The organism is Archangium violaceum (genome assembly GCF_016859125.1).
Lineage (GTDB): Bacteria > Myxococcota > Myxococcia > Myxococcales > Myxococcaceae > Archangium > Archangium violaceum_A.
In genome coordinates this window covers 1,936,332-1,956,686 of sequence record NZ_CP069338.1, presented here as the reverse complement: position 1 = coordinate 1,956,686, position 20,355 = coordinate 1,936,332, and the positions used below count along the sequence as shown (strand labels likewise).

Below are 20,355 nucleotides of genomic sequence, written 5' to 3'. Positions count from 1 at the left end.
GCCGAGACCCGTCCTTACGCCCCGATATAGGCCGCCAGCTCGTCAGACGTTCCCATGGGAAAAGCTTCCTTCAAATAGTCGAGGAAGGCGGAGACACGAGCGCTCAGCAGCCGCCGCGAGGGATAGAGCGTCCACAGGGCGATGTCTGGCCCGTCTACATCACCCCAATGCACCAGCGTGCCGGCAGCCAGATCGTGACTGACGAGTGACACGGGGAGGCGTCCGGCGCCGACGCCCGCTCGGACAGCATCGCGGACCATGATGAGCGATGACAGGCGAAGGACTGGCTCTATCGCGATGCGTGATCTTCCAGTGGGCACCCTGACATCCCAGGCCGCACTCCGGTCGCCCGCCCCCCGCACTACAGCCGGAACAGCGACATTGCCCGCCGGTCGAGCGAGGCCCGGGCTCGCGACGACTACCAGCCGATCGCGCAGAAAGATTCGTCCGACAAGGCTTTCATCCGGATCCGGATTGACCCGGATGACCAGGTCATAACCTTCCTCGACAATGTCGACGGTCCGATCTTCCGTCGTGATTTCGAGCCGGACCTCCGGATATTTCAGCGCGAAGCCGGCCGCGAGCCTACCCATCGCGGTCTGTGAAAAGAGCAGGGGCGCGCTGATCCGCAACTTGCCTCGCGGCCTTTCCCCACCCGAAGCGATCGCCGCCGCGGTCTCGTCGAGCTCGGTCAGCAATGCCCCCGCTCGCTCGAAGAGCGCCCGTCCTTCCTCGGTGAGCTTCAGTGCGCGCGCCCCGCGCTCGAACAGGCGCAGGCCGAGGCTGGCCTCCAGTTCCGCGACCCGGCGGGACAGGGTCGCCTTCGGGCGCCCAGCGGCGCGTGCGGCGCGTCCGAACCCTCCGTGCCGGGCGACGAGATTGAAATCAGCGAGGGCGAGCAGATCCATTCGTTCCACCAGGGAGACCGTTCCACCAGTGAGACGGCCCGTCCAAGGATAACATCTGTCGGTCCAGAGGTGGATCGCTCATTTATAGGGGGTCTTCTGACTCGAACCCGGAGTGATCCCCATGACCATCCTCGTTACCGGCGCAACCGGCACAGTCGGCCGCCAGGTTGTCGATCAACTCGTGAAGCGTGGCGCCGATGTGCGCGCGCTCGTCCGCGATACCGCGAAGGCCCACTTCCCGGCGGGCGTCACCGTCGTGCAGGGCGACCTGCTCGACGTCGACTCGCTCCGCGGCGCGTTCGCGGGTGTTTCCACCCTGTTCCTGCTCAACGCGGTCGTGCCCGATGAATTCACGCAGGCGCTGATCGCGCTCAACCTGGCCCGCAAGGCGGGCGTCGAGCGGATCGTCTACCTGTCGGTGCTCCACAGCGACCTCTACGTGAACGTGCCGCACTTCGCGGGCAAGTTCGGCGTCGAGCGGATGATCGAGCAGATGGGCTTCAACGCCACCATCCTGCGCCCGGCCTACTTCATGAACAACGATCTCACGATCAAGGACGTCGTGCTCGGATACGGTGTCTACCCGATGCCGATCGGAGGCAAGGGCCTCGCCATGGTCGATGCACACGACATCGGCGAGATCGCGGCCATCGAGCTCATCCGCCGCGAGCGGGCCACCAGGCCGCTCCCGCTCGAGCGGATCAATGTCGTCGGTCCCGATACGCTGACCGGCGCGGATGCGGCCGCCATCTGGTCGGATGTGCTGGGTCGCACGATCGCCTATGGAGGCGATGACACCGGCGGGTTCGAGCAGAACCTCCGCAAGTTCATGCCGAGCTGGATGGCCTTCGACATGCGACTGATGAGCGAACGCTTTCTCACCGAGGGAATGATCCCCGAGGCCGGCGACGTCGAGCGCCTGACCGCGCTCCTGGGCCGTCCCCTGCGCTCCTATCGCGACTTCGCCTCCAGGATCGCGGCCTCGGCCTGACGGCACGGGCAATACGCAACCCCAACAACAAGGAATTCCATCATGATCTATTCAACCGCCACGGTTCCGGTGAATCCGGAGGGCGAGACCCCGCTGACCCGCGCGCAGGCATGGAAAGGCCTGGTCCTCAAGGCCCGCGACGCCCGCCTGTTTCTCCCGCCCAACGTCTGCACCCGTTGCGAGGTCGTGGAAGAGCGCGTGACGCACATCGTGCGTGAAGCCACGATCGCAGGCGATGATTTGCGCGAAATCATCACCTTCGAGCCGGAGAGCAAGGTGACCTTCTTCCAGGTCACCGGTCCGCGCGAAGGCGCGATCATCAACGAGCTGTTCGAGGACGAAGCCGGCGCGCTTCAACTTCGGTTCTACTGCTATCTCGGCCTGCGCGGCAAGAAGCCGAACGGCCCCGAAGAGCAGGCCGAACAAGAATGGATGAACGGCGACAAGGGCTACAAGAGCGCCTTGCTGTCCACGCTGAAACGGACCCGCGGACTGCTCGCCGAGGGCCGGCTCTGATCATCACCAGGGACATGAACGACGGGACTGCCTCCGAGGAGGCGTCCCGCTTTCCGAGGTAGCGACCATGCGAGATTCCGTAACCGACAACATCCGGACACCCCAACCGAAGATACTGGTCCTTGGAGCGACCGGCGGCACCGGCCGCCTGATCGTCAGCCAGGCGGTGGCGCGAGGGTACGACGTTACCGCGCTCGTGCGCTCAGCCGAGAAGGCGAGTGAGCTCAAGGGGGCGACGCTCATCGTCGGAGACGCCCGCGACGAGATGGCCTTGCGCCAGGCGCTCAAGGGCCGGGACGCCGTCGTCAGTGTACTCGGCACACCGGCCAGCCCGTTCCGCGAGGTGACGCTTCTCTCGACCGCGACGCGGGCGCTCGTGAGAGCGATGAAGATCGAGCAGGTCTCACGTCTGGTCTGCATCACGGGGATGGGCGCCGGTGACAGTGCTGGGCACGGCGGCTTTCTTTTCGACAACCTGATTTTTCCGCTCCTCTTGCGCAAGGTATACGCCGACAAGAATCGGCAGGAGGCTATCGTCAGGGACAGCGGGCTCGACTGGGTTCTCGTTCGCCCCTCCGTCCTGACCAACAAGCCCGGCCGCGACACGATCCGCGCGCTCACGGATCTCTCCAGCTTCCAGGGCGGAGCCATCTCGCGAGCAGACGTCGCGAGGTTTGCCTTGGACCAGGTGCGCGACGACACCTGGGTGCATCGTTCCCCGTTGATCACATGGTGAAAGCCACTCGGCGAGCCATCAGACCCGTGGTCCCTCCATGCGAGTGACCACGGGAGCTCGCCGCCAGGGTGGCTGAAATAGCAGGAATGGAGACCCACATGTCTGTCATCAAGCACGAAATCAGTTCATCGGACGCGGGGGCCCTGCAGGCGATGCGCGCCATGTTCGCCGGGGCGCCGAAGCTCAAGTTCGAGCCCGCGAGTCGCGCCGCGTTCGACGAGATCATCGCCCGCACGCCCCCACCCGAGACGGTCCGCTTCGAGCAGGGAGAGGTAGGCGGCGTACCCGGCTGGTGGTGCCGTCCCAAGCATGCGGACGACAAGGCTGTCGTTCTGTACCTGCACGGCGGCGGCTATGTGATCGGTTCGGCGGCGGCCTACCGGAACTTCGTCGGGCACATCGCCGAGCGGGCGGGCGCCGCGGCATTCGTCGCGGACTATGCGCTTGCTCCGGAACGGCCGTTTCCCGCCGCGACGAACGATATCCGCGCGCTTCATGAAGGCCTGTTGGCCCATGGCTACGAGCGTATCGCGCTCTGCGGTGATTCCGCCGGCGCCGGTCTCGCGCTCTCGTTCCTGACGGGCGGCACGGCGAAATCCGATCGGATCCTCGGCGTCGTCGCGATGTCGCCGTGGATCGACCTGTCCGTCTCCGGAGAATCCATGGCCTCTCGCGCGGATGAAGACCCCCTTTTGTCCAGAGCGACGCTCGCTGAAGCCGCGGCGACCTATCTCGGCGGACATCGTGTCGAGGATCCGCGGCTGGCCACGCTGGATGGCGATTTCTCGAGGATGCCACCGGTGCGCATCCATGTGGGCGACGCCGAGGTGTTGCTGGATGATTCGCTGCGGTTCGCGCGAAAGGCCGAACAAGCCGGACGGAGCTGCGAGGTCCACGTCTGGGAGGGAATGACTCACGTTTTTCCCTCGAGTTTCGCGATGCTACATGCGGCCGCCGAGGCACTGGAGGACATCGGGATGTTCCTCGCCGGGCTGTTGGCGCGAAGCTCGGGGCAGGTTCACGGTTCCTAGCTCCCCAAGCCGCAGGAGCGGGGGAGGCGAGCGTGGCGAGCGAGGCAGCGGCCAGGAAGGAGCCGCGGAAGGAGAGGACGCCGCGAGTGGACTTTCGCGGAACTGCTGAGGAAGACGTTCGACATCGACGTCTTCTCCTGCCCGAGGTGCGGAGGAAGGCGGCGGGTGCTGGCGTACCTCAGCCAGGGCAGCGTCATCCGGCGCATTCTTCGCCACCCGCACCAGCCCGAGTTGCCCTCACCCCAGGCACCTGCCAGGGGGCCAGAGCAGCAGGCGCTGTGGGAGTGACGCACGGCTGAGGGATGCACTCTCTGGCGGAGCCCAAGGCGAGCGGTCGCCCGCGCAGGGGAGGGGTGTGCCTGGAGCTGCACCGTCCAATGCGTGTCGCGCGGCCCTCCTGGACGACCACCTACCCCGGCCCTCGCCCGCAACAGGGCTCCCATGCCGCCTATGCTCGAGCGGCTCTACGCAAACAGTTCGCGCAAGTGCCTCTCCAGGATGGGGATCATTTCCCTCACCTTGGGCGAAGAAAAGCGTTGAGGAGGGTAGACAAGGTGCACCGGCGCATACTCCGTGGCCCAATCCGGAAGTACCCGGACGAGCCTCTTCCTGGCGAAGTCTTCCTTCAGCAGCGATTGGGGCACCAGGGCCAATCCCGCCCCGCGCCTCACGAGGCTCAGGATCCAGGTGAAGGACGTAGACGAGACCACGAAATCAGGCTTCAACCGGACGGCCTCTCCGCTCGCCGAGCGAAGGTGCCACAGCATGTTGCCCTTGTTTCCCTCTTTGCTCACAAAGCCGATGCACGGATGCGCCGTGAGGTCTCGTGGGTGCTGAATGGCCGAGGCTCCCTGGAGATAGCGAGAGCTCGCCACCACGACCAGGTTTCCCACCCCGAGGCGCTTGGAGCGCAGGCCGGAATCCTCCAGGTGCCCTCCCCGGATGGCGATATCGAATCCCTCGGTGATGAGGTCTACGTAGCGATTGCTGATGTGGGTCTCCACCTTGACCTGAGGATGCTTCTCCCGAAACTCGATGACGGCAGCGGATATCTCCGAGGGCGGAAAATCCGCGGGCGCGGTGATCCTCAAGGTACCGGTGGGTTGCTGCCGGGCCGCCGTGGCTCCTTCGAAGGCACCCAGCAGGGTCTGGAGCGCGGCTTCGGATTCCTTGAAGAAGGCGGCCCCCTCGTCCGTCAGTTTCAACTTCCGGGTGGTTCGGGTCAGGAGGCTCACCCCCAGGGCCTTTTCCAGGCCAACCACCCGGTCACTCACGGTGGAGACGGAGAGACCGAGGCTCCGAGCGGCCTTGCTGAAGCTCCCCGCCCTCACCACGTTCACGAAGATCATCGCTGCATTCAAGTCCGGATTCATCTTTCGCCTATCCGGAAAGTATATTGGGATTCTTCGCTCTTCTCAATGTGGTCTGTCGGGCCAAGAATGGGGGTATCAAATGAACGAGACCCCGATGACCAGGATCATTGCGAAGGAATCCATCCAGCAGCTCTTTACCGAAGCCCGCACCCATCACTTCTGGCAGAACAAGCCCGTCTCGGAGCAGACCCTGCGGGAACTCTACGAGCTGATGAAGTGGGGACCCACGTCGGTGAACTCCGCACCGGCGAGGATCGTGTTCGTGCGGAGTGAATCGGAGAAGGCCAGGCTCTATCCAGCCTTGATGGGGTCCAACATCGAGCAGGTGAAATCGGCCCCCGTGACGGCAATCATTGCCTACAATGAGAAGTTCTACGAAGACCTGCCCCGGCTCTTTCCGAGCTATGATGCGAGACCTTTCTTTGTCAATGATCCCAGGTTCAGCTACGACACGGCCTTTCGCAACAGCTCCCTCCAGGGAGCCTACTTGATTTTCGCGGCCCGCGCGCTTGGCTTGGATGTCTGCCCCATGTCAGGCTTTTACAATGCGGAGGTGGACAAGGTCTTCTTCGCGGGCACGAACCTCAAATCGAACTTCATCTGCACGATCGGGTATGGTGACAGTTCGAAGCTCTACCCGCGGGGACCGCGCCTGTCTTTCGAGGAAGTTTGCACGATTGTTTGAGCGCCGCGCGGAAGCCGACGGCTCTCCTGAGACGGTGTCAGCTTCTCCCGGGGCTCGGGGTAGGAGCGCGAGGGCGGGCTCGGGGAAGGTGTCAAAGGACTCGTTCCGACACCTCGTCTCCTACAAATCGTCTGACACCTTTCCCGGACACCTTTCCCGGATGCCGACCTGACCGGTGTCGGCTTCGACGACAAGACGGGGAGTGTCGTCGTCGAAGCCCCGTAGTCCCCGTGCGTGGGCTCATCCCCGCTCGAGCACGTGTCTGAACCGGGCCAGCACGGACGGCGGTCCCCTCACCGACAGGCGCACGCCCCGCTCGGTGTATTCCTCCGAGACGACTCGCGCGTTGGCCCGGAGCCATCCCAGCAGCCCGCTCCGGGAGTACGGCACCTCGAAGTGCTCGCTCCCCCAGTCCGCCTCGAAGAAGGCAATGAGGGTCTCCCGGAGCCGCTGCATGTCCCCCGCGTCATGGGCGCTCGTCTGGAGGGCCTCGGGGAACTCGACGGCGAGCCGCTGGCGCTCCTCGAGGTTCAGGCGGTCCACCTTGTTGAGGAGGACGCGCGACGGAATCGCCGAGGCGCCGATCTCCTCGATGACACGATGGGTGAGCTCGAGCTGGCCGCGCATCTCCGGATCGGCGGCATCGACGACGTAGAGGAGGAGGCTGGCGTCGTGCGCCTCGTCGAGGGTCGACCGGAACGACGCGATGAGCCCATGCGGCAGGTTCTTGATGAACCCCACCGTATCGGAGACGAGGATGCGCGGTGTGGTCTCCGGCTGAAGCGCACGCACCGTGGTGCCGAGTGTCGCGAACAGCTTGTCCTCCACCAGGACCTCGCTGCCGGTCAGTGCCCGCATCAGGGAGGACTTCCCCGCGTTCGTGTAACCCACGAGCGCCACGCGCGGCGTGTCCTTCCTCCGCGCCCGTCTGGATTCCTGCTCCGCTCGCAACCCCTCGAGTTCCCGGCGCAGGGCCGCGACACGCTCCCGATTCCGCTGCTTGGCGAGCTCGATGTTGCTGTGCCCCCTGCCGCCGCGCCCACCTCCGCCCTCGCGATCCCCGAGGGATTCGTCATCGCGGATCCTCGGTGCCTCATGCAGCAGGCGGGCGATCTCCACCTCGAGCCGGGCCTCGCGTGTCTGGGCGCGCTGCTCGAACACCCGCCGGATGACGGCCGTGCGATCCAGCACGTCCACGCCGAGGCCGAGCTCCAGGTTGCGAAGCTGGCCCGGGCTCAGCTCGGTGTCGACGACGACGAGGTGTGGGGCGCCGGCCGATGGGCCGCGCGTGAGGGCCGCGAGCTCCCGCAGCTTGCCTTCTCCAAGGAGCGCCAACGACGTGGCGTTCGCCCGCTTCTGCAGGGTGGTGCCGAGAACACGGATGCCGAGGCTCGAGACGAGCCTCTCGAGCTCGGAGAGCGAGGCCGCGACTTCGGCCTCGGTGTGATGAGGGAGTTGGATGGCGATGAGGACTGCGGTGGAGACGGACTGCTTGGAACCGCGGAAACGGTCGGAACGCTGAGACATGGCATGGCCTCCTCTGCGACGAATCGAGAGAAGGTCCGGAGCGCAGGGCTCATGACCCGGTAGGGCTGTTGGCTTGGGACCCAGGGCATGCGCGTCCGCACCCGGACCTTCCGAGACGGAAAGCGGGCACGAATGCGGCAGCGAGGCTCAGAGGCTCGCTGCGCTACTCAGCGCAGCCGGATGAAGGCGTAGGGGGCCATGTCTCGACTCTAATGTGCGGGGGCAGCCGCTCGCAACTGGCCATCACCGGACGCATGGGCTGCATGTGCGCGAGCCCCGGCGTCGGTTTCAGCCCTCAAGGTCCGCCTCCCACAGCACGTCGAGGATGACGGTGTCGTGCACGGTGGCCGCGTCGATGACCATGAGGTGGAACACCTCGTGGTAGCCAAAGACCGTGGGGCGGGGGTCTGGCCATCTGCGCGCGTAGACCCCCGCTCCCAGGGCATAGAGGACCGCACTGAAGACGAGCCACCCGACACGCGCCGGGCCAATCACCTCTGGCAGCCGCAGCATCGCCGGGAACGACACCGTTCCCAGTACGACATAAAGCAGGGAGCGGAGTCCCCTCGGCCCGGAGATGCCCAGCAGCGCGAGCCCGGCGCCCGTGAGTGCCGCGGTCCACATCACCCAGAGCATCCGCGGGCCCCAGCCTCCCGCCGCGTCTCCCCCAAGCAGGAGAGGAGGGGGTGAGTGGGGCACCTGAGGCAGCGGTCAGGAAAGAGACGAAGAAGGAGCGGATGCCACGAGGGGACCAGGCGAAGCTGCTGCGCAGGACGTTCGCGTTGGATGTCTTCACCTGTGACTGGCTGGCTGCAGCGCAGGGGCCACCCCAGCAGGCGTGTGCCCAATGGGGCTGCCCGCTTGACGAACGACTCCGCCTCTGCCCGCGGGCCCTCGCGTCTCACCAGGGCGCGCATCAGGGAAATGGAGCGGGTGCGCGTACGCACCAGCGCCTCACGCACGGCCAGCTGCGCCCTTCTGTGTCGCTGCTCGTCCGAAGTGCGCGGGCCGGTACGCCCCCAACCCGCACGCCTCCGCCAGGGTGCGGCCCGCTTGTCCGTTTTCACCTGGCGGCTGCGCGTGGCATACATGGGCGCTTTCCCTTCAGGTTGTGCACGCCCACCACGGTACGGCCTTCCTGGATGTAGACCGTCACCATCTTGTAGAACTTCGCGTTGCCCTTGCGGTCCACCTCGGCCTTCACCTTCTTCGCGGCGGCGGGGATGGTGTCGATGGTGGTGATGCGCTTGTCGGCGCCGATCAGATCCATCTTCTCCAGGGTGAGCTCCACCTCGCCGTGCCGTCCTTGCGCACCGAGAGCACCTTCTGGCTGAAGACCGACTGGACCTTCATTCGGACGTTCATGCCGCCCTTGCCCATCTCCATGCCGGGCATCTACATGCCCATGCCGCCCATGCCGCCCATGCCGCCCATGCCGCCCGGCATCTTCATCTCGATGGTGGAGTCATCCTCGTACTGGAAGCGGTGCACATCTCCCTTCTTCCACTGATAGTTCAGCTCCATGGCGGAGGCGGAGCCAGAGGCGAACAGCACCAGAGCGGCAGCGAGACTGCGAGGACCAAAACGCATGGGAATCCTCCCCCCTCCCAGGGGTTGGATGCGGGCCAGGAACCCGCCTCGTCCAGCATTGTCGAGGATGGCATCAGGGACGTCGAGCCCCCTGAATATTCCACGGGACGTGCTCCCCAGGCGCCGTGCGCCTGGACTGGAGCCGAGACGGACACGCCCGACACCCTCCTCGACGGCACCCACACCGTGCTCACACCCGAGTATGTGGAGTTCCGCTTCACGCTCTCGGGCCTCTACCTGGTGGGCGGGGCCACGGCGCTGCTGTCCGGCTCGCAGCAGCGGTTGGGGGACATGCTCGCCGGCACCATCGTGGTGCGCGAGCGCCGTCTCAAGGCGCCCTCGGCCCTGGGCGCCACGGCGGGCGAGGGGCTGCTGGCGGACCCCCTCTTCTTCTCCCGGGTGAAGCGGTTGAGCGCCGAGGCGCGGGAGTTGGTGCTCTCCGCGGCCCTCCGGCGCGAAAGTATGCTCTCGGGCCGGAAGCCTCCGAAGACGCTCCCCTTCCCGCTGGCGCTGGGCGTGGCCGCCACCTCTCCGAGCTGTGAGCACGGCTGAGCGGGAAGAGCACGGCGATGACCGTGGAGGGCGTGAGCACCATGCACGCCCGCAGCACCATCTCCGCGAGCAAGGCCCGGACGGAGCTGAGCGCGAGCTTCCGGCCCCTGGCGCACACGCTCGCCGACGAGGTGGCGTGGTTCCGCGAGGCGGGGCGGGTCTCCTGAGCCCGTGATGTCCCGGCCCGCGCTACATTGGCCGCGGGCCTCGATGATTCTCTTGATTCCACCTCCACGTTCAACAGCTACACCCGGCTCTGCCAGGGCCTCGATCTGGCAATTGCCAACTCCAACGCCCTGGGCCTGCGCATCACCTTTGCGCACGGCCCGACCACCGGCTGCACCGCGAACATCACCGCGCAGACCATGTCCGGCACCGGCGGCTCCGCTGGATTCCCCTCGGGTGGCAAGCCCTACGGAACCATCAACATCAGCACCGGGCTGAACAGCTACAGGCTTCTCGTCTAGTGGGGCTTCCATTCGGGCTTCAGCCCGTGGAGGCACTCGTCTGCCCCTCCCCACAGGACTGTCTCAATCGCGATGTCCACGAGAAGCTGGCCCGGTCGTGCCGCGCGTTGTCGCTGGACGCATCGCGCTGGCTTGGCCCCTGGCGCCTCCTGCCACCAGGGGCCCCGCCCCAAGCCCCCTTCATCCTCGGGGGCTCGAAATCACCATTGGACTCCGCACTCAAGGCAGAGCGTCAGGGTCTCGCAAGGGCCCGGAGTCAACTCGGGATCCTTGCAGGCCCGGTCGGCCATCAAGCACTGGGCCCGGGTCGGACAGAACTCGGACTGCGCGTTGGCAGCCGCCTCCACGTGCTGCACCGGAGCCCCATTTGCCGCCACGGCCGCGCCCGCGATCACGCCAGCCGCCAGGGCCAGAGACAGCGTTCCCATCTTCCAAAGCTTCTTCATCTTTCCTCCTGGAGTGATGTTCTTCCAAGCCAGCGGACTCAACAGCGCCGCTGCTCCACCTGCGCGGGATTGCGAGGCGGTGTGAGCTGTCTACCGGGCCGGCGTGATGAGAGCGTGACGGACGCGAGTGGGCATGGCCATCCAAACATGGGGAGGGCGATCTGCCCCTTCGCGCTCCCCTCGCCTTCAACCGTCCTCCCATTTTATGTTCTTCTCATATGCTCAAACCCTGGAGGCGCTCGTCGGCAGCGAGACGAGGGAAGGACGACCCGTGCTCGCTCCACCAGACCGCTTCGCATGCGACCCGCTTCGCTGTCCCGGAGACCTTCTGGGATGGCTATCTCCGCGCCCACCCGCTGAGCAGGCCCGCGGTGGTGCGGCGTCTGTTTTCCGAGCCCCTCACGACACCGGAGGAGCGAGCTGTCGCATCTGACGCTGGTGCCTCCTCCTCGCCCGGGGTCAGGGGACCACCCCTGGCAGTGCGGCCGCCTGCTTCACCCACGACGCAAACTGCGCCTCGTCGAACGCGCCCTCGTGGATGTCGAGGTATCGGATGTTCTTCTGCTTCGATTCGCCGGGTGGAACGGGACGCAGCGAGGTGCCGTGGAAGAAGGTCACCTTCACGTACTTGTTGAAGCAGTGGAAGGCGGTGAAGAAGCCGACGTCTCCAACCCCATAGAACGGCGTGTTCCACTTGACCGCCTTCCGCACGCCAGGGACGGTGCGGACGATGATGGCGTCGATCCGGCGCCCGATGTCGCGCTTCCAGCCCGGCATTGCCTCGATGAAGGCCTGCACCGGGGCGTCGCCCTCGCCCTTCGGAATCTGAGGGTTGCCGCCCGAGAGGAGCTTCGGCTTCGCGGCCAACGTGGCGCCGTTGCTCCCCGTTCCTGCGGCCCTGGGCTTCATCATGGCCTTGGTGTCCCGGGCTGCGGATGGGCTTGCGGCGGCCTTGCGTGACTCGCCGTTCTTCGCAGCGCCCGCGTTCTTCCTGACCTTTGCAGCCATCTTGTTCAGTCCATTCTTGGTGCGGACCACTCAGGCCAGCGGATTGAGGACGTAGCGGCCGTAAGCCACGAATGCCACCACGGCACCCATCGCCAGAGCCCAGACCATCGGGTTCTCCGCGGTCAACTTCAGCGAGTGTCGCGCGTACAACGCGGCGAGCGCGAACGTTTCCACCGCGAGGACCACGGCGGCGTGCGCAGTCAGTGCGGGCATCCACTTCGTGGCGGCTGGGAGGATCAGCAGCACGCCGCCCAGGATCTCGACAATGCCGAGCGCACGCCATCCACCGTGCGAGAGCGCGTCGAACTGACCCGCGAGTTGCTGGAACGAGAACGCTTTGTACGACCCGCCCGCGACGTAGAGCAGGGCGAGCGCGACCTGAAGGACCCACAAGACGATGTTCATGTCTGAGTCTTCCTGGGTCAGGCCTTGAGGGCCGGGTTGTTGGTGTGGGGTGAAGGTCGCTCGGCGCCGGCCGACGCCTTCAGCGCCTTGGCCAGCTTGCCGTGCATCATCTTCCAGCCGAATTCGGCGCCGTAGAACGCCTGGTCCTCCTTGAAGCCCGCGTGCTCGAAGAGCACCCGCGTCCCGTTACCATCAGGCTCGAGGCGATAGCTGACACGCGTATCCAGCCAGCCCTCGCCGACGACCCATGTGAACTCGAGCTCGCTCGGCGGAACGCACTTGAGGACCTCGCAGTGAACGACAAGCCCATCGAGTCCGGCGCGAGGGTCCGGAGGCACGCGGAAGGTGAACCGATGCCCGACGCGCGGCTCGAAGTCGTTCGGATACATCCACTCGGCGAGCGCGGCGCTGCTCGCGAGGGCGCGCCACACCACCGGGGGTGATTGCGCGAACCTCAACTCCCGTCGGATTGTCTTTGTCATCGCTCGTTGCTCTTCTCGAGGTGTCGCCTCAGGCGGCTGAAGTTGTCGTCCCAGAACCGCTCGTAGTGAGAGAGCCAATCGCGCACCGGCCCGAGCTGCTCGGGCACGAGCCGGTACCGCCGCTCCCGCCCGTGCCGTTGCTCGGTGACGAGGCCCGCGTCGAGGAGCACCCGCAGGTGCTGCGACACCGCGGGCCGGCTCATCTCGAAGTTCGCCGCGATCGTGTTCACCGGGCAGTCGCCGTCGGCGAGCAGGTCGAGCATGCGGCGCCGCGCCGGATGGCTGATCGCTCCGAAAACGCCGGGTTCGCTGTGCATCATCGCCGTCGCAAAATACGTAAGAAGATGCTTACGCGTCAAGGAAAGATCGCGAGGCCGTTCGGCCACATCGGGAGGTGCTCATGGAGGGGGCGAGGAGGACGAAGGCGAGGAAGTGGGCGGCGCGCTTGCCGGAGAGGCGCTCTGCGCGGTGGCGTTCGCGGGAGGCCCGCTGGTCGAAGTGCGGCCGGCGGTGCTGGTCCTTGCGCGTCGGAATGACGGCGCGCACGTCAGTACCTGTTGCACCAGGACTGGAGCGTCAGTCGTTATCTGGCGCTCGACATGGTTGTTGTCGAGCGTCCCCCAATCAGGTGCGGAGGAAGCGAGCGAGACGCCCCAGGCAGCTGCGAGGCAGGAAGCGAGGAAGGAGCGGACAGCGCGAGTGGACCGGGCAGGGCTCGCGAAGCTCATGTGTGAGCGGGCTCGGTGAGGAGCGTCGCCAGTCCTCGCGCCATCTCCTCCAGCGCGGCCTCCGTCCCCGGCGGGGCGGCGGTGGCGGGGTCTCTTCCCGGGGCCCGTTCGCCCACCGGCGGAGAGTGCTGCTTGCGCAGGGCCTCGTCTCCCCTTGCTGAAGGGTTGGCTGTCCCAGCCAGGAGATGGGCGTGCCGGTGAGCGCCACGGCACAGTAGCCATCCGGCCGGGCTATCACCCAGGGGCGGAACCGCGTGGTGCGGGCGAGCAACTCGGTGTAGGGCAGGGAGTGGTCGCTGGCCGAGGCCTCGCGGAACAGTCGCACCAGGGGGGGGCGCGAAGGTCCGCAGGGTGGCGGGGTTGTCCACGAGCCCCCGCCAGAGGGTCTGGGCCTTCTCCGGGGTGAGTGTCTGGCCCGGAGCCAGGTGGACGGAGTCCACCAGCAGCAGCACCCGTTCACCCCCATGGCGGTGAGCCGGAAGTATTGCCCGAGCACCAGCCCGACGACGGAGCGCGCGTCGGCCCCAGGGCCATGCGGATGCCGAGCTCTCGCGTGCGGCGGGAGACGGCGAAGGACACGACTGCCGAGCACATCGCCCGGTACATCACCGGCACCCTGCCGCGAAGCACACCTGGAACTCCCGCGTAACCAGAAATATATACATTTATCGTGTTATCAGGATTTCACTTCTTTCCGAAAGGGTATTCGCGGATGATGAACCCTGTCGCGAAGACCCCGCTGGAGCAAGGCATGAAGCAGCTCATGTTCTTTCCCTCATCCTGGATGATCGAGCCCACATCGGGCTGCGCGCCGGGGGGCTCCGACTTCCCATCATGTTCATGACGTGGCTTGTGGCCCGGGGGGTTCTCCCGAGGGTGGGGACGCGCGGTTCCGACTCGCGCCTGCGCTGGGACTTCGCGGCGTGTACCGGGGATGGAGTGACCCACGGAATCATGGTGGGGCTCGGAGAGTCGTACCTGGCGGCCTTCGTCCTGGCACTGGGATTGTCGGATGTCTCCTCGGGCCTCATCTCCTCGGTGCCCCCCCTGGTGGGCGCGGCGCTGCAGCTCGTGGCGCCCTGGGGCGTTCGGAAGCTGGGCTCCGCGCGCCGATGGGTGGGCGTGCTCTTCCCCCAGCGGCTGCATGCGCGCTACTTCGGCCTGCGCAGCCGTGCGGCTCAGCTCTCCACGCTGGCGGGCCTGCTGCTGGGCGGCGCGTTGCTGTCCCGGGGCGAGGTGCTGGGCGCGCTGCTGCCCACCTTCGGGGTTCTCTTCTTCCTGGCCGCGGTCAGCCGGTTCACCTCGCTCTGGTTCGTGCTCGTGCAGGGGGAGCCGCGACAACCTCCCGTGGAGCGGAGCCTCCCTCTCGGCACGCTGGCGGGACGCTTCTTCCTGGGTAGCTCCGGACGGTTCCTCTGCGCCCTGCTCGCCTTCCAGGTGGCCGCGCAGGTTGCGCTGCCCTACCTCAACCCCTTCATGTTGAACGGTCTGGGGCTCTCGCAAGGCGAGTACATGTTGATGAGCTCGACCGCGTTCATGGCCAAGGCGCTGTCGCTGCCACTGCTCGGGCGACTGGCCTCGCGCGTGGGCGCCTGGCGGCTGCTGGTGGGCTGCGCACTGGGCCTGGTGGTGCTGCCCGGCCTGTGGATGCTGGTGAACGGCGCCTACGGCATGCTGCCCCTGCAGTTGATGGGCGGTGTGTTGCTGGGCGGCTACGAGCTGGCCACGCAGCTGCTGATGCTGTCCACCATCTCCAGCGAGGAGCGCACGCAGACGCTGACGCTCTCAACCTGCTCAACGCGCTGGCCATGGCGGGCGGCTCGCTCATCGGCGCGGGACTGCTCGGAGCCTCGCCGGACCTCGCCGGCTACGGCCACATCTTCGCCCTCTCCACGTTCGCCCGGCTCGCCGTGGTGGGTCTCTTCTTCTTCGCCCTGGGCCGTGCGGCAGTACCGGCTCGCGACCGGCTGGGCATGACACCGTGACATACACCCAGGAGACACGATGAAGGCATACATGTTGGACGAGCCGGGCAAGCTGCGGTTGGGCGAGGCGGAAGTTCCGAGGATTGGTCCCGGTCAGGTGCTGCTGCGCAGCCGGCGCGTGGGCGTCTGCGTGTCGGACGTCTACTACTACCGGGGCATGGCCCGCCCGCCGCGCTGGCCCGTCACGCCGGGCCATGAGCTGCTGGGCGAGGTGGTGGAGAGCCGCCATCCCGAGGTGCGCGTGGGAGACCGGATGGTCTACTGGGGGCAGACGGAGTTCGATGGGCTGGCCGAGTACCGCGCCATCAAGCCCATCCTCCCCCACATCCCGGACGATGCGCCGTGGCGGGACCACCGCGGCTTCTACGACGCGAGCGGCGCGGCGGCGGTGGTGCTGGACCCGCGCCTGCCGAGCGACATCGCCACGATGTTGGAGCCCATGTGCTCGGTGCTGCGCACGTTGCTGGCGATACCGCCCAAGCCGGGGGACTCGGCGCTCGTCGTCGGTGCCGGCCCCATCGGCCTCATCACCCTGCAGATCCTCAAGCAACACCAGGCCTGCCGCTCCGTCACCGTCATCGAGAAGGACCCGGTGCGCCTGGAGGTGGCCCGGCGTCTGGGGGCGGACCATGTCTTCCGCGGCCACGCGGACAAGGAGGCCCTGGAGCAGCTCGTCATCGACTCGGACGGCAGCCACGTCCAATACGTGTTCGACACGCTCAGCTACGTGGAGGACGAGGTGCGCGCCCTGTCCATGGGGCTGCTGTGCCCGGGCGGTACGTACATCATCTTCGGCTCCACCGAGCGGCCGCAGGCCATCGACACCTGGCCCATCCTCTCCAAGGGGCTCGCCATGCGCTCGGTGCCGTTCGACGTGCGCGGCTATCCCATGCACCACTCGGCGTGCGCCATGGCGCTGGGGCAGCGGCTGCTGCTGCATGGGCTCGTCTCGGTGTCGGAGCTCATCAGCCGCACCATCGACTTCGAGGATGTGGAGGCGGTGCGGAGCTCTTTCGAGCACTACGGCCGCGGCGGCGCGCTGAAGACCGTCGTCCGCCTGCCCTGAGAGGGGGAGGGGGGCGCCCTCATGCAGCGGGCGTCTCCCCCTCCTGCCCGGCCCGGAAGCGCGTCGCGGGGCCGGGCAGCGCGGGCCGCTCGCCGAGCACTCGCGCCAGCGCGCGCACGCCCTCGGCCAGCATCACGCGCGGCGCATAGCCCAGCGCACGGAGCCGGCTGATGTCCGCCACCAGCCGGTAGGTGTCGTCGGTGATGTGGGGCCGCTCCTCCAGGGTGGCCGGCCGTCCTGTGGCCTCGCCCACCAGGCGCACCAGGTCCTCCATGGAGGACTCCTCGCCGCTGCCGATGTTGTAGGCCTCGCCGCCCTGGCCCGCCTCCGCCAGCAGCAGGAGCGCGCTCACCACGTCGTCCACGTGGACGAAGTCGCGCGTCTTGCGCCGTGCATCACCCAGCACCGGAATGGGCAGGCCGTTGAGGTGCCAACGCAGGAAGCGAGACACCTCCACCATGGCGCGTGCCGGATCCTCGCCCGGGCCGTAGACGCAGAAGGGTCGGCCGATGACGGTTTCCAGCCCGTGGGCGTGGTGGAAGACGCGGCAGAGCAGCTCGCCGGACAGCTTCGTGGCCCCGTAGGGCATGAAGGGCCGCGTGGGGTGCAGCTCGTCCATGGGGAAGCGCTCGGGCGTGCCGTAGACGGCCGCCGAGGAGACGTACACGAAGCGCCGCGCACGGGCACGCAGCGCCGCCTCCAGCAGGTTGAACGTTCCCCCGACGTTCACCTCGAAGTCGTAGCGAGGCTCTTCGATGGCACGCGTGGTGTTCGCGTTGGCGGCCAGGTGGAACACTACGTCGGCCCCGCGCAGGGCGTCCTCCAACCCCTCCGTGGAGCGGAGATCCGCGGGCCACGGCGTGGTGCCCTCGGGAGGCCGCGCGCCACCGGGCCGGGCCAGGAGGGTGACGCGGTCTCCGCGGCGCACCAGCGCCTCGGCCAGGGCCCGGCCAATGAAGCCCAGGCCTCCGGTGACGACACAGTGGCGGACCGCGCTCATGACAGCCCTCCCCAGCTGGCAGTGTCGCGCACGAGCAGTGCCGGCAACTCGTCCAGACGGGCGATGGCGGCCGTCACGCCCTCCAACGCGAGCAGCTCCGCGTGCCGCTCCACCGGCCCGAGCGCGACGATGCAGCCGATGCCAGCCCGGCATGCCGCGACAATGCCCGACACGGCGTCCTCCACCACGACGCAGTCGGCAGGCGCCAGACCCAGCCGCGCCGCGGCCTTCAGGTAGATGTCCGGCGCGGGCTTCCCCGGGAAGGTACCGTCGTCATAGAGGATGTCGGCGGAGTTGAACCAGCGCCCCAGCGACAGGTGCTCGATGAAGAAGTCCAGGTTCACCCGTGGCGAGGACGTGGCGATGGTGCGCGGGATGCCTCGCCGCCGCAGCGACTCCAGCAGCTCCTGCGCCCCCGGCGACAACCGGAAGGCCTCGCGGTCCACCAGGCACAGGCGGCGGTAGGCGCCCTCCTTGCGCTGGGTGAGCGACTGCTCTTCCACCGGCGTCAGCGTCCGCCCGAGCAGGTACGACAGGGTGTAGGCGTTGATCCGCCCGTGGACGTGGAGCCGCATCTCCTCGTCGGTGAAGGGCGTGCCCCGTACCTCCGCGGACAGCTCGCGCCAGGCCCTCTCCTGGAGGTGCGAATCCCAGAACAAGACACCGTTGAAGTCGAAGATGACGCCTTTGAAAGTACCGCCCGTCTGCGTGGATGCCGTGGGCTGTGTCATGCGTGGTGTCTCGTGCGGGGTGTCAGGGGCGTGGCTCGCCCGGTGGGAAGTGCCGGGCCAGCGTGTCCAGGTCCGCGGGGATGCGGTGCGCGGCGCCGCGGTAGTCGTTTTCCAGGAGGATGCAGCCGGAGAAGCCCAGGGTCCGCAGCGCCGCCATGGTCTCGTCGAACCGGCCTTCGCCCGTGCCCAGCGGTGCGCTGCCCATGCGCCCGCCCACGCCGTCCTTGGCGTGCACCTGGTCCGCGATGTGGCCGTGCAGCGCCTCCAGCAAGGGGGGCACCCGGTGGCCGAAAAGGGTGGGGTTGAAGCTGTCGAGGATGACGCGGAAGTTGGGCGCGTCCACCACGTCCACCAGCCGGTGGTTGCCTTCCGCGCCCAGGGTGTTCTCCGAGCCCACGCACAGGCCCTGGTCCGCGGCCCGGCGGCAAGCTTCCCGCAGCAGCCGGGCCGTGTGACGCAGGCCCTCGTCATCGTGGATCTGGCTGGCCCGGAAGCTGGGGAAGAACACCAGGGGAATCTCCAGGTCCGCCGCGGCGTCGATGGCGCCGTGCATGACAGCCCGGCACCGGTCGTGGGCCGGCGTGCCCGCGGGCGCCGTCATGCCCAGGTCATTGACGGCCTTGGCGCCCATGCCAACGATGGCCACGCCCGTGCGCTCGCGCGCGCGCCGGTAGGACTCGCGCACGGCGGGGTCCCCGGCGTGGTGGGCCAGCCCGGGTGCGGCGTACTCCACCTGGACGCAGGACAGTCCCAGCCTCGCCGCGGTGTCCAGCGCCGCCGGACCCGGCTCGTCCAGCATCCATGTGGCCAGCCCGAACCGGACCATCAAGCCCCCCGCACCACGCGGTGCACGAGGGCGAGGTAGTCGCGCACCATCACCGGCAGCAGGAAGTGGTTGCGCACGTGCTGCTGCGCCGCCGCGCCCATTCGCGCGTGGAACGCCCGGTCGGAGATGAGGCGCGCGGCATGCTCGGCGGCCTCGTGGGTGTCATCGGCGATGAAGCCGGTGCGGCCGTGCTCCAGTTGGTAGCGCACTCCGGTGGCGGACGTGCCCACCACGGGTTGCCCCTTCCACATGGCCTCGGTGACGGTGAAGCCGAAGCCCTCGCGCGACGAGCGCTGGAGGACGACGTGGGCGTGGCGCTGCGCGGCGTTGACCTCGTCGGGGCCCACGCGCTCGGGGTCCCACAGCAGGTGCACGTCCGGGTCCCCGGCCGCATGCGCGCGCACTTCCTCCAGCACGCGGGCAGCTTCCACGTCGTCGGTGGCCTCCATGGCGCCCACCAGGGCGAGCTGCACGCCCGGCACCCGCCGCTTCAGCTCCCGGTGGATGTCCACCGCCTGCCACGGGTTCTTCCAGCGGCCGAAACGTGACACCTGCGCCACCAGCGGGCGGGTGACGTCGATGCCGCAGCGCCGCAGCACCGCCGCGCCCTCCTCGGCGGACATCGGCCGGTTCTTCCGGCCGAAGGCATCGATGCCCAGCGTGAAGGTGGCGAAGGGATGGCCACCCTCCATGAAGGCGGACCAGGGCGTGTTGTTCACGTTCAGCACGTACGGCTCCAGGAAGCCGCGGATGAAGTCCGCCGCGCGCGGCTCGGGATGGGCCGTGTCCAGGTGGGAGAACCAGACGGCCGGCCGCAGCGAGGGCAGCAACTGCGCCATGGGCACGAGCTGGATGTCATGCACCCAGTAGACGTCAGCGCCGCGGCGGGACATGCCCCGCAGCGCGCGCTCCACGCCCGCGACGAAGGCATCGCCCTCGGCGCGGTCCAGCTCGCCGGGGCCGCCGCCCTGCAGCAGGTCCGCCATCCGCGCCATGAAGCGGCAGCTGCGCTCGTCCAGCGGGATGACCTCCGCGTAGTGCTCGAGGCCGAGCTGGACGGCGAACGACAGCAGCGCCCGTAGCATCACCGCGACGCCGCCGCCGCGCGCCGTGGTGTTGAAGTGGGCCACCCGTACGCCTCGCAGTTCCGCCGCCAGGCGCGCGATGTCGTCCATGACCGGGTCGTCCACGATGCCCCGGTAGTCCTCCAGTCGGGGCGGCGTTACCCGGTCGATGTGCGGCTCCGGCACGGCGGGAGCGGGGACGGTGGCTGGAGAGGCCGTGGTGTTGGGTGCAAGCATC

The 20,355-nt window shown here is 67.6% G+C and carries 23 protein-coding genes and 2 pseudogenes; 10 read left to right on the top strand and 15 right to left on the bottom strand.

All coding sequences use genetic code 11. From position 1 onward, the window contains the following. Window positions 1-14: 14 nt before the first annotated feature. The gene (locus JQX13_RS08365) at window positions 15-908 is read right to left on the bottom strand and encodes a LysR family transcriptional regulator (RefSeq protein WP_203408519.1); all 894 of its coding nucleotides are present in this window, start codon (window positions 906-908) and stop codon (window positions 15-17) included. Between the two features lie 121 nt (window positions 909-1,029). Here JQX13_RS08365 and JQX13_RS08360 point away from each other — a divergent pair, with 121 nt between their 5' ends. The 4 genes from JQX13_RS08360 (at window position 1,030) to JQX13_RS08345 (ending at window position 4,182) form a co-directional block, all read left to right on the top strand. Beyond that, complete coding sequence (locus JQX13_RS08360) at window positions 1,030-1,899, top strand: SDR family oxidoreductase (protein WP_203408518.1); 870 nt, start codon at window positions 1,030-1,032, stop codon at window positions 1,897-1,899. 42 nt (window positions 1,900-1,941) lie between these two features. Beyond that, a complete protein-coding gene (locus JQX13_RS08355; RefSeq protein WP_203408517.1) occupies window positions 1,942-2,415 on the top strand; it encodes an AtaL-like protein in 474 nt (157 codons plus the stop codon). Between the two features lie 67 nt (window positions 2,416-2,482). Beyond that, the gene (locus tag JQX13_RS08350) at window positions 2,483-3,151 is read left to right on the top strand and encodes an NAD(P)-dependent oxidoreductase (RefSeq protein WP_203408516.1); all 669 of its coding nucleotides are present in this window, start codon (window positions 2,483-2,485) and stop codon (window positions 3,149-3,151) included. A 98-nt stretch (window positions 3,152-3,249) separates the two neighbouring features. After that, window positions 3,250-4,182: an alpha/beta hydrolase gene (locus tag JQX13_RS08345; protein ID WP_203408515.1), complete on the top strand. Its 933-nt coding sequence runs from the start codon at window positions 3,250-3,252 to the stop codon at window positions 4,180-4,182. A gap of 464 nt (window positions 4,183-4,646) precedes the next feature. On the opposite strand, the gene JQX13_RS08340 is transcribed toward JQX13_RS08345, so the two are convergent. After that, window positions 4,647-5,555: a LysR family transcriptional regulator gene (locus tag JQX13_RS08340; protein ID WP_203408514.1), complete on the bottom strand. Its 909-nt coding sequence runs from the start codon at window positions 5,553-5,555 to the stop codon at window positions 4,647-4,649. 79 nt (window positions 5,556-5,634) lie between these two features. Here JQX13_RS08340 and JQX13_RS08335 point away from each other — a divergent pair, with 79 nt between their 5' ends. Beyond that, complete coding sequence (locus JQX13_RS08335) at window positions 5,635-6,240, top strand: malonic semialdehyde reductase (protein ID WP_203408513.1); 606 nt, start codon at window positions 5,635-5,637, stop codon at window positions 6,238-6,240. A gap of 240 nt (window positions 6,241-6,480) precedes the next feature. Here the strand turns inward: JQX13_RS08335 and hflX are convergent, their stop codons facing one another. From hflX to JQX13_RS08315, 4 genes are all read right to left on the bottom strand, one after another. Continuing rightward, complete coding sequence (gene hflX, locus JQX13_RS08330; protein WP_203408512.1) at window positions 6,481-7,767, bottom strand: GTPase HflX; 1,287 nt, start codon at window positions 7,765-7,767, stop codon at window positions 6,481-6,483. Window positions 7,768-8,055: 288 nt separating this feature from the next. Next, window positions 8,056-8,403: a hemolysin III family protein gene (locus tag JQX13_RS08325; protein WP_239014614.1), complete on the bottom strand. Its 348-nt coding sequence runs from the start codon at window positions 8,401-8,403 to the stop codon at window positions 8,056-8,058. 427 nt (window positions 8,404-8,830) lie between these two features. Continuing rightward, the gene (locus JQX13_RS08320; RefSeq protein WP_203408511.1) at window positions 8,831-9,058 is read right to left on the bottom strand and encodes a hypothetical protein; all 228 of its coding nucleotides are present in this window, start codon (window positions 9,056-9,058) and stop codon (window positions 8,831-8,833) included. 104 nt (window positions 9,059-9,162) lie between these two features. Continuing rightward, window positions 9,163-9,357 (bottom strand): hypothetical protein, encoded by a 195-nt coding sequence (locus tag JQX13_RS08315; RefSeq protein ID WP_203408510.1) that lies wholly within the window; start codon window positions 9,355-9,357, stop codon window positions 9,163-9,165. A gap of 186 nt (window positions 9,358-9,543) precedes the next feature. Here JQX13_RS08315 and JQX13_RS08310 point away from each other — a divergent pair. From JQX13_RS08310 to JQX13_RS08300, 3 genes and pseudogenes are all read left to right on the top strand, one after another. Beyond that, a pseudogene (locus JQX13_RS08310) lies at window positions 9,544-9,822 on the top strand (hypothetical protein); the annotation flags it as partial. Window positions 9,823-9,926: 104 nt separating this feature from the next. Further along, window positions 9,927-10,076, top strand: coding sequence for a hypothetical protein (locus JQX13_RS08305; protein WP_203408509.1), 150 nt, complete (start codon window positions 9,927-9,929; stop codon window positions 10,074-10,076). A gap of 60 nt (window positions 10,077-10,136) precedes the next feature. Further along, window positions 10,137-10,361 (top strand): annotated as a pseudogene (locus JQX13_RS08300) (M57 family metalloprotease); the annotation flags it as partial. A 215-nt stretch (window positions 10,362-10,576) separates the two neighbouring features. Here JQX13_RS08300 and JQX13_RS08295 read toward each other — a convergent pair. The 5 genes from JQX13_RS08295 to JQX13_RS08275 all read right to left on the bottom strand — a co-directional run bounded on the left by JQX13_RS08295 (window position 10,577) and on the right by JQX13_RS08275 (window position 13,037). After that, window positions 10,577-10,822 carry a hypothetical protein gene (locus JQX13_RS08295; RefSeq protein ID WP_203408507.1) on the bottom strand — a complete coding sequence of 82 codons (246 nt, stop codon included), beginning with the start codon at window positions 10,820-10,822 and terminating at the stop codon, window positions 10,577-10,579. A 459-nt stretch (window positions 10,823-11,281) separates the two neighbouring features. After that, entirely contained in the window at window positions 11,282-11,734 is a 453-nt protein-coding gene (locus JQX13_RS08290) for a DUF1801 domain-containing protein (RefSeq protein WP_239014613.1), read from the bottom strand. Between the two features lie 126 nt (window positions 11,735-11,860). Then, window positions 11,861-12,235, bottom strand: a complete 375-nt coding sequence (locus tag JQX13_RS08285; protein ID WP_203408505.1) for a DoxX family protein — start codon at window positions 12,233-12,235, stop codon at window positions 11,861-11,863. 17 nt (window positions 12,236-12,252) lie between these two features. Beyond that, the gene (locus JQX13_RS08280) at window positions 12,253-12,717 is read right to left on the bottom strand and encodes an SRPBCC family protein (RefSeq protein WP_203408504.1); all 465 of its coding nucleotides are present in this window, start codon (window positions 12,715-12,717) and stop codon (window positions 12,253-12,255) included. Then, window positions 12,714-13,037 (bottom strand): ArsR/SmtB family transcription factor, encoded by a 324-nt coding sequence (locus JQX13_RS08275; protein ID WP_203408503.1) that lies wholly within the window; start codon window positions 13,035-13,037, stop codon window positions 12,714-12,716. The genes JQX13_RS08280 and JQX13_RS08275 overlap by 4 nt, the downstream gene beginning before the upstream one ends. 1,362 nt (window positions 13,038-14,399) lie before the next feature. On the opposite strand from JQX13_RS08275, the gene JQX13_RS08270 reads away from it, so the two are divergent. After that, entirely contained in the window at window positions 14,400-15,422 is a 1,023-nt protein-coding gene (locus JQX13_RS08270; RefSeq protein WP_203408502.1) for an MFS transporter, read from the top strand. A gap of 27 nt (window positions 15,423-15,449) precedes the next feature. Next, window positions 15,450-16,496, top strand: coding sequence for a zinc-dependent alcohol dehydrogenase (locus JQX13_RS08265; RefSeq protein ID WP_203408501.1), 1,047 nt, complete (start codon window positions 15,450-15,452; stop codon window positions 16,494-16,496). A 19-nt stretch (window positions 16,497-16,515) separates the two neighbouring features. Here the strand turns inward: JQX13_RS08265 and JQX13_RS08260 are convergent, their stop codons facing one another. The 4 genes from JQX13_RS08260 to JQX13_RS08245 are packed head-to-tail and all read right to left on the bottom strand — an operon-like array spanning window position 16,516 to window position 20,354. Further along, complete coding sequence (locus JQX13_RS08260; RefSeq protein ID WP_203408500.1) at window positions 16,516-17,496, bottom strand: NAD-dependent epimerase/dehydratase family protein; 981 nt, start codon at window positions 17,494-17,496, stop codon at window positions 16,516-16,518. After that, window positions 17,493-18,227, bottom strand: a complete 735-nt coding sequence (locus tag JQX13_RS08255) for an HAD family hydrolase (RefSeq protein ID WP_203408499.1) — start codon at window positions 18,225-18,227, stop codon at window positions 17,493-17,495. Before JQX13_RS08255 ends, JQX13_RS08260 begins: the two co-directional genes overlap by 4 nt. Window positions 18,228-18,249: 22 nt before the next feature. After that, window positions 18,250-19,053, bottom strand: a complete 804-nt coding sequence (locus JQX13_RS08250; RefSeq protein ID WP_239015255.1) for a sugar phosphate isomerase/epimerase family protein — start codon at window positions 19,051-19,053, stop codon at window positions 18,250-18,252. Next, window positions 19,053-20,354: a glycosyltransferase gene (locus JQX13_RS08245; RefSeq protein WP_203408497.1), complete on the bottom strand. Its 1,302-nt coding sequence runs from the start codon at window positions 20,352-20,354 to the stop codon at window positions 19,053-19,055. The genes JQX13_RS08250 and JQX13_RS08245 overlap by 1 nt, the downstream gene beginning before the upstream one ends. Window position 20,355 lies beyond the last annotated feature (1 nt).

Excerpts from the sequence above, each read along its gene's own strand:
- JQX13_RS08350 (WP_203408516.1), top strand. The coding sequence starts at position 2,483 with ATGCGAGATTCCGTAACCGACAACATCCGGACACCCCAACCGAAGATA.
- JQX13_RS08290 (WP_239014613.1), bottom strand. The coding sequence starts at position 11,734 with ATGATGAAGCCCAGGGCCGCAGGAACGGGGAGCAACGGCGCCACGTTG.
- hflX (WP_203408512.1), bottom strand. The coding sequence starts at position 7,767 with ATGTCTCAGCGTTCCGACCGTTTCCGCGGTTCCAAGCAGTCCGTCTCC.
- JQX13_RS08270 (WP_203408502.1), top strand. The coding sequence starts at position 14,400 with ATGGTGGGGCTCGGAGAGTCGTACCTGGCGGCCTTCGTCCTGGCACTG.
- JQX13_RS08280 (WP_203408504.1), bottom strand. The coding sequence starts at position 12,717 with ATGACAAAGACAATCCGACGGGAGTTGAGGTTCGCGCAATCACCCCCG.
- JQX13_RS08260 (WP_203408500.1), bottom strand. The coding sequence starts at position 17,496 with ATGAGCGCGGTCCGCCACTGTGTCGTCACCGGAGGCCTGGGCTTCATT.
- JQX13_RS08305 (WP_203408509.1), top strand. The coding sequence starts at position 9,927 with ATGACCGTGGAGGGCGTGAGCACCATGCACGCCCGCAGCACCATCTCC.
- JQX13_RS08345 (WP_203408515.1), top strand. The coding sequence starts at position 3,250 with ATGTCTGTCATCAAGCACGAAATCAGTTCATCGGACGCGGGGGCCCTG.
- JQX13_RS08285 (WP_203408505.1), bottom strand. The coding sequence starts at position 12,235 with ATGAACATCGTCTTGTGGGTCCTTCAGGTCGCGCTCGCCCTGCTCTAC.
- JQX13_RS08325 (WP_239014614.1), bottom strand. The coding sequence starts at position 8,403 with ATGCTCTGGGTGATGTGGACCGCGGCACTCACGGGCGCCGGGCTCGCG.
- JQX13_RS08265 (WP_203408501.1), top strand. The coding sequence starts at position 15,450 with ATGAAGGCATACATGTTGGACGAGCCGGGCAAGCTGCGGTTGGGCGAG.
- JQX13_RS08360 (WP_203408518.1), top strand. The coding sequence starts at position 1,030 with ATGACCATCCTCGTTACCGGCGCAACCGGCACAGTCGGCCGCCAGGTT.
- JQX13_RS08335 (WP_203408513.1), top strand. The coding sequence starts at position 5,635 with ATGAACGAGACCCCGATGACCAGGATCATTGCGAAGGAATCCATCCAG.
- JQX13_RS08340 (WP_203408514.1), bottom strand. The coding sequence starts at position 5,555 with ATGAATCCGGACTTGAATGCAGCGATGATCTTCGTGAACGTGGTGAGG.
- JQX13_RS08365 (WP_203408519.1), bottom strand. The coding sequence starts at position 908 with ATGGATCTGCTCGCCCTCGCTGATTTCAATCTCGTCGCCCGGCACGGA.
- JQX13_RS08315 (WP_203408510.1), bottom strand. The coding sequence starts at position 9,357 with ATGCGTTTTGGTCCTCGCAGTCTCGCTGCCGCTCTGGTGCTGTTCGCC.
- JQX13_RS08255 (WP_203408499.1), bottom strand. The coding sequence starts at position 18,227 with ATGACACAGCCCACGGCATCCACGCAGACGGGCGGTACTTTCAAAGGC.
- JQX13_RS08295 (WP_203408507.1), bottom strand. The coding sequence starts at position 10,822 with ATGAAGAAGCTTTGGAAGATGGGAACGCTGTCTCTGGCCCTGGCGGCT.
- JQX13_RS08355 (WP_203408517.1), top strand. The coding sequence starts at position 1,942 with ATGATCTATTCAACCGCCACGGTTCCGGTGAATCCGGAGGGCGAGACC.
- JQX13_RS08245 (WP_203408497.1), bottom strand. The coding sequence starts at position 20,354 with ATGCTTGCACCCAACACCACGGCCTCTCCAGCCACCGTCCCCGCTCCC.
- JQX13_RS08250 (WP_239015255.1), bottom strand. The coding sequence starts at position 19,053 with ATGGTCCGGTTCGGGCTGGCCACATGGATGCTGGACGAGCCGGGTCCG.
- JQX13_RS08275 (WP_203408503.1), bottom strand. The coding sequence starts at position 13,037 with ATGATGCACAGCGAACCCGGCGTTTTCGGAGCGATCAGCCATCCGGCG.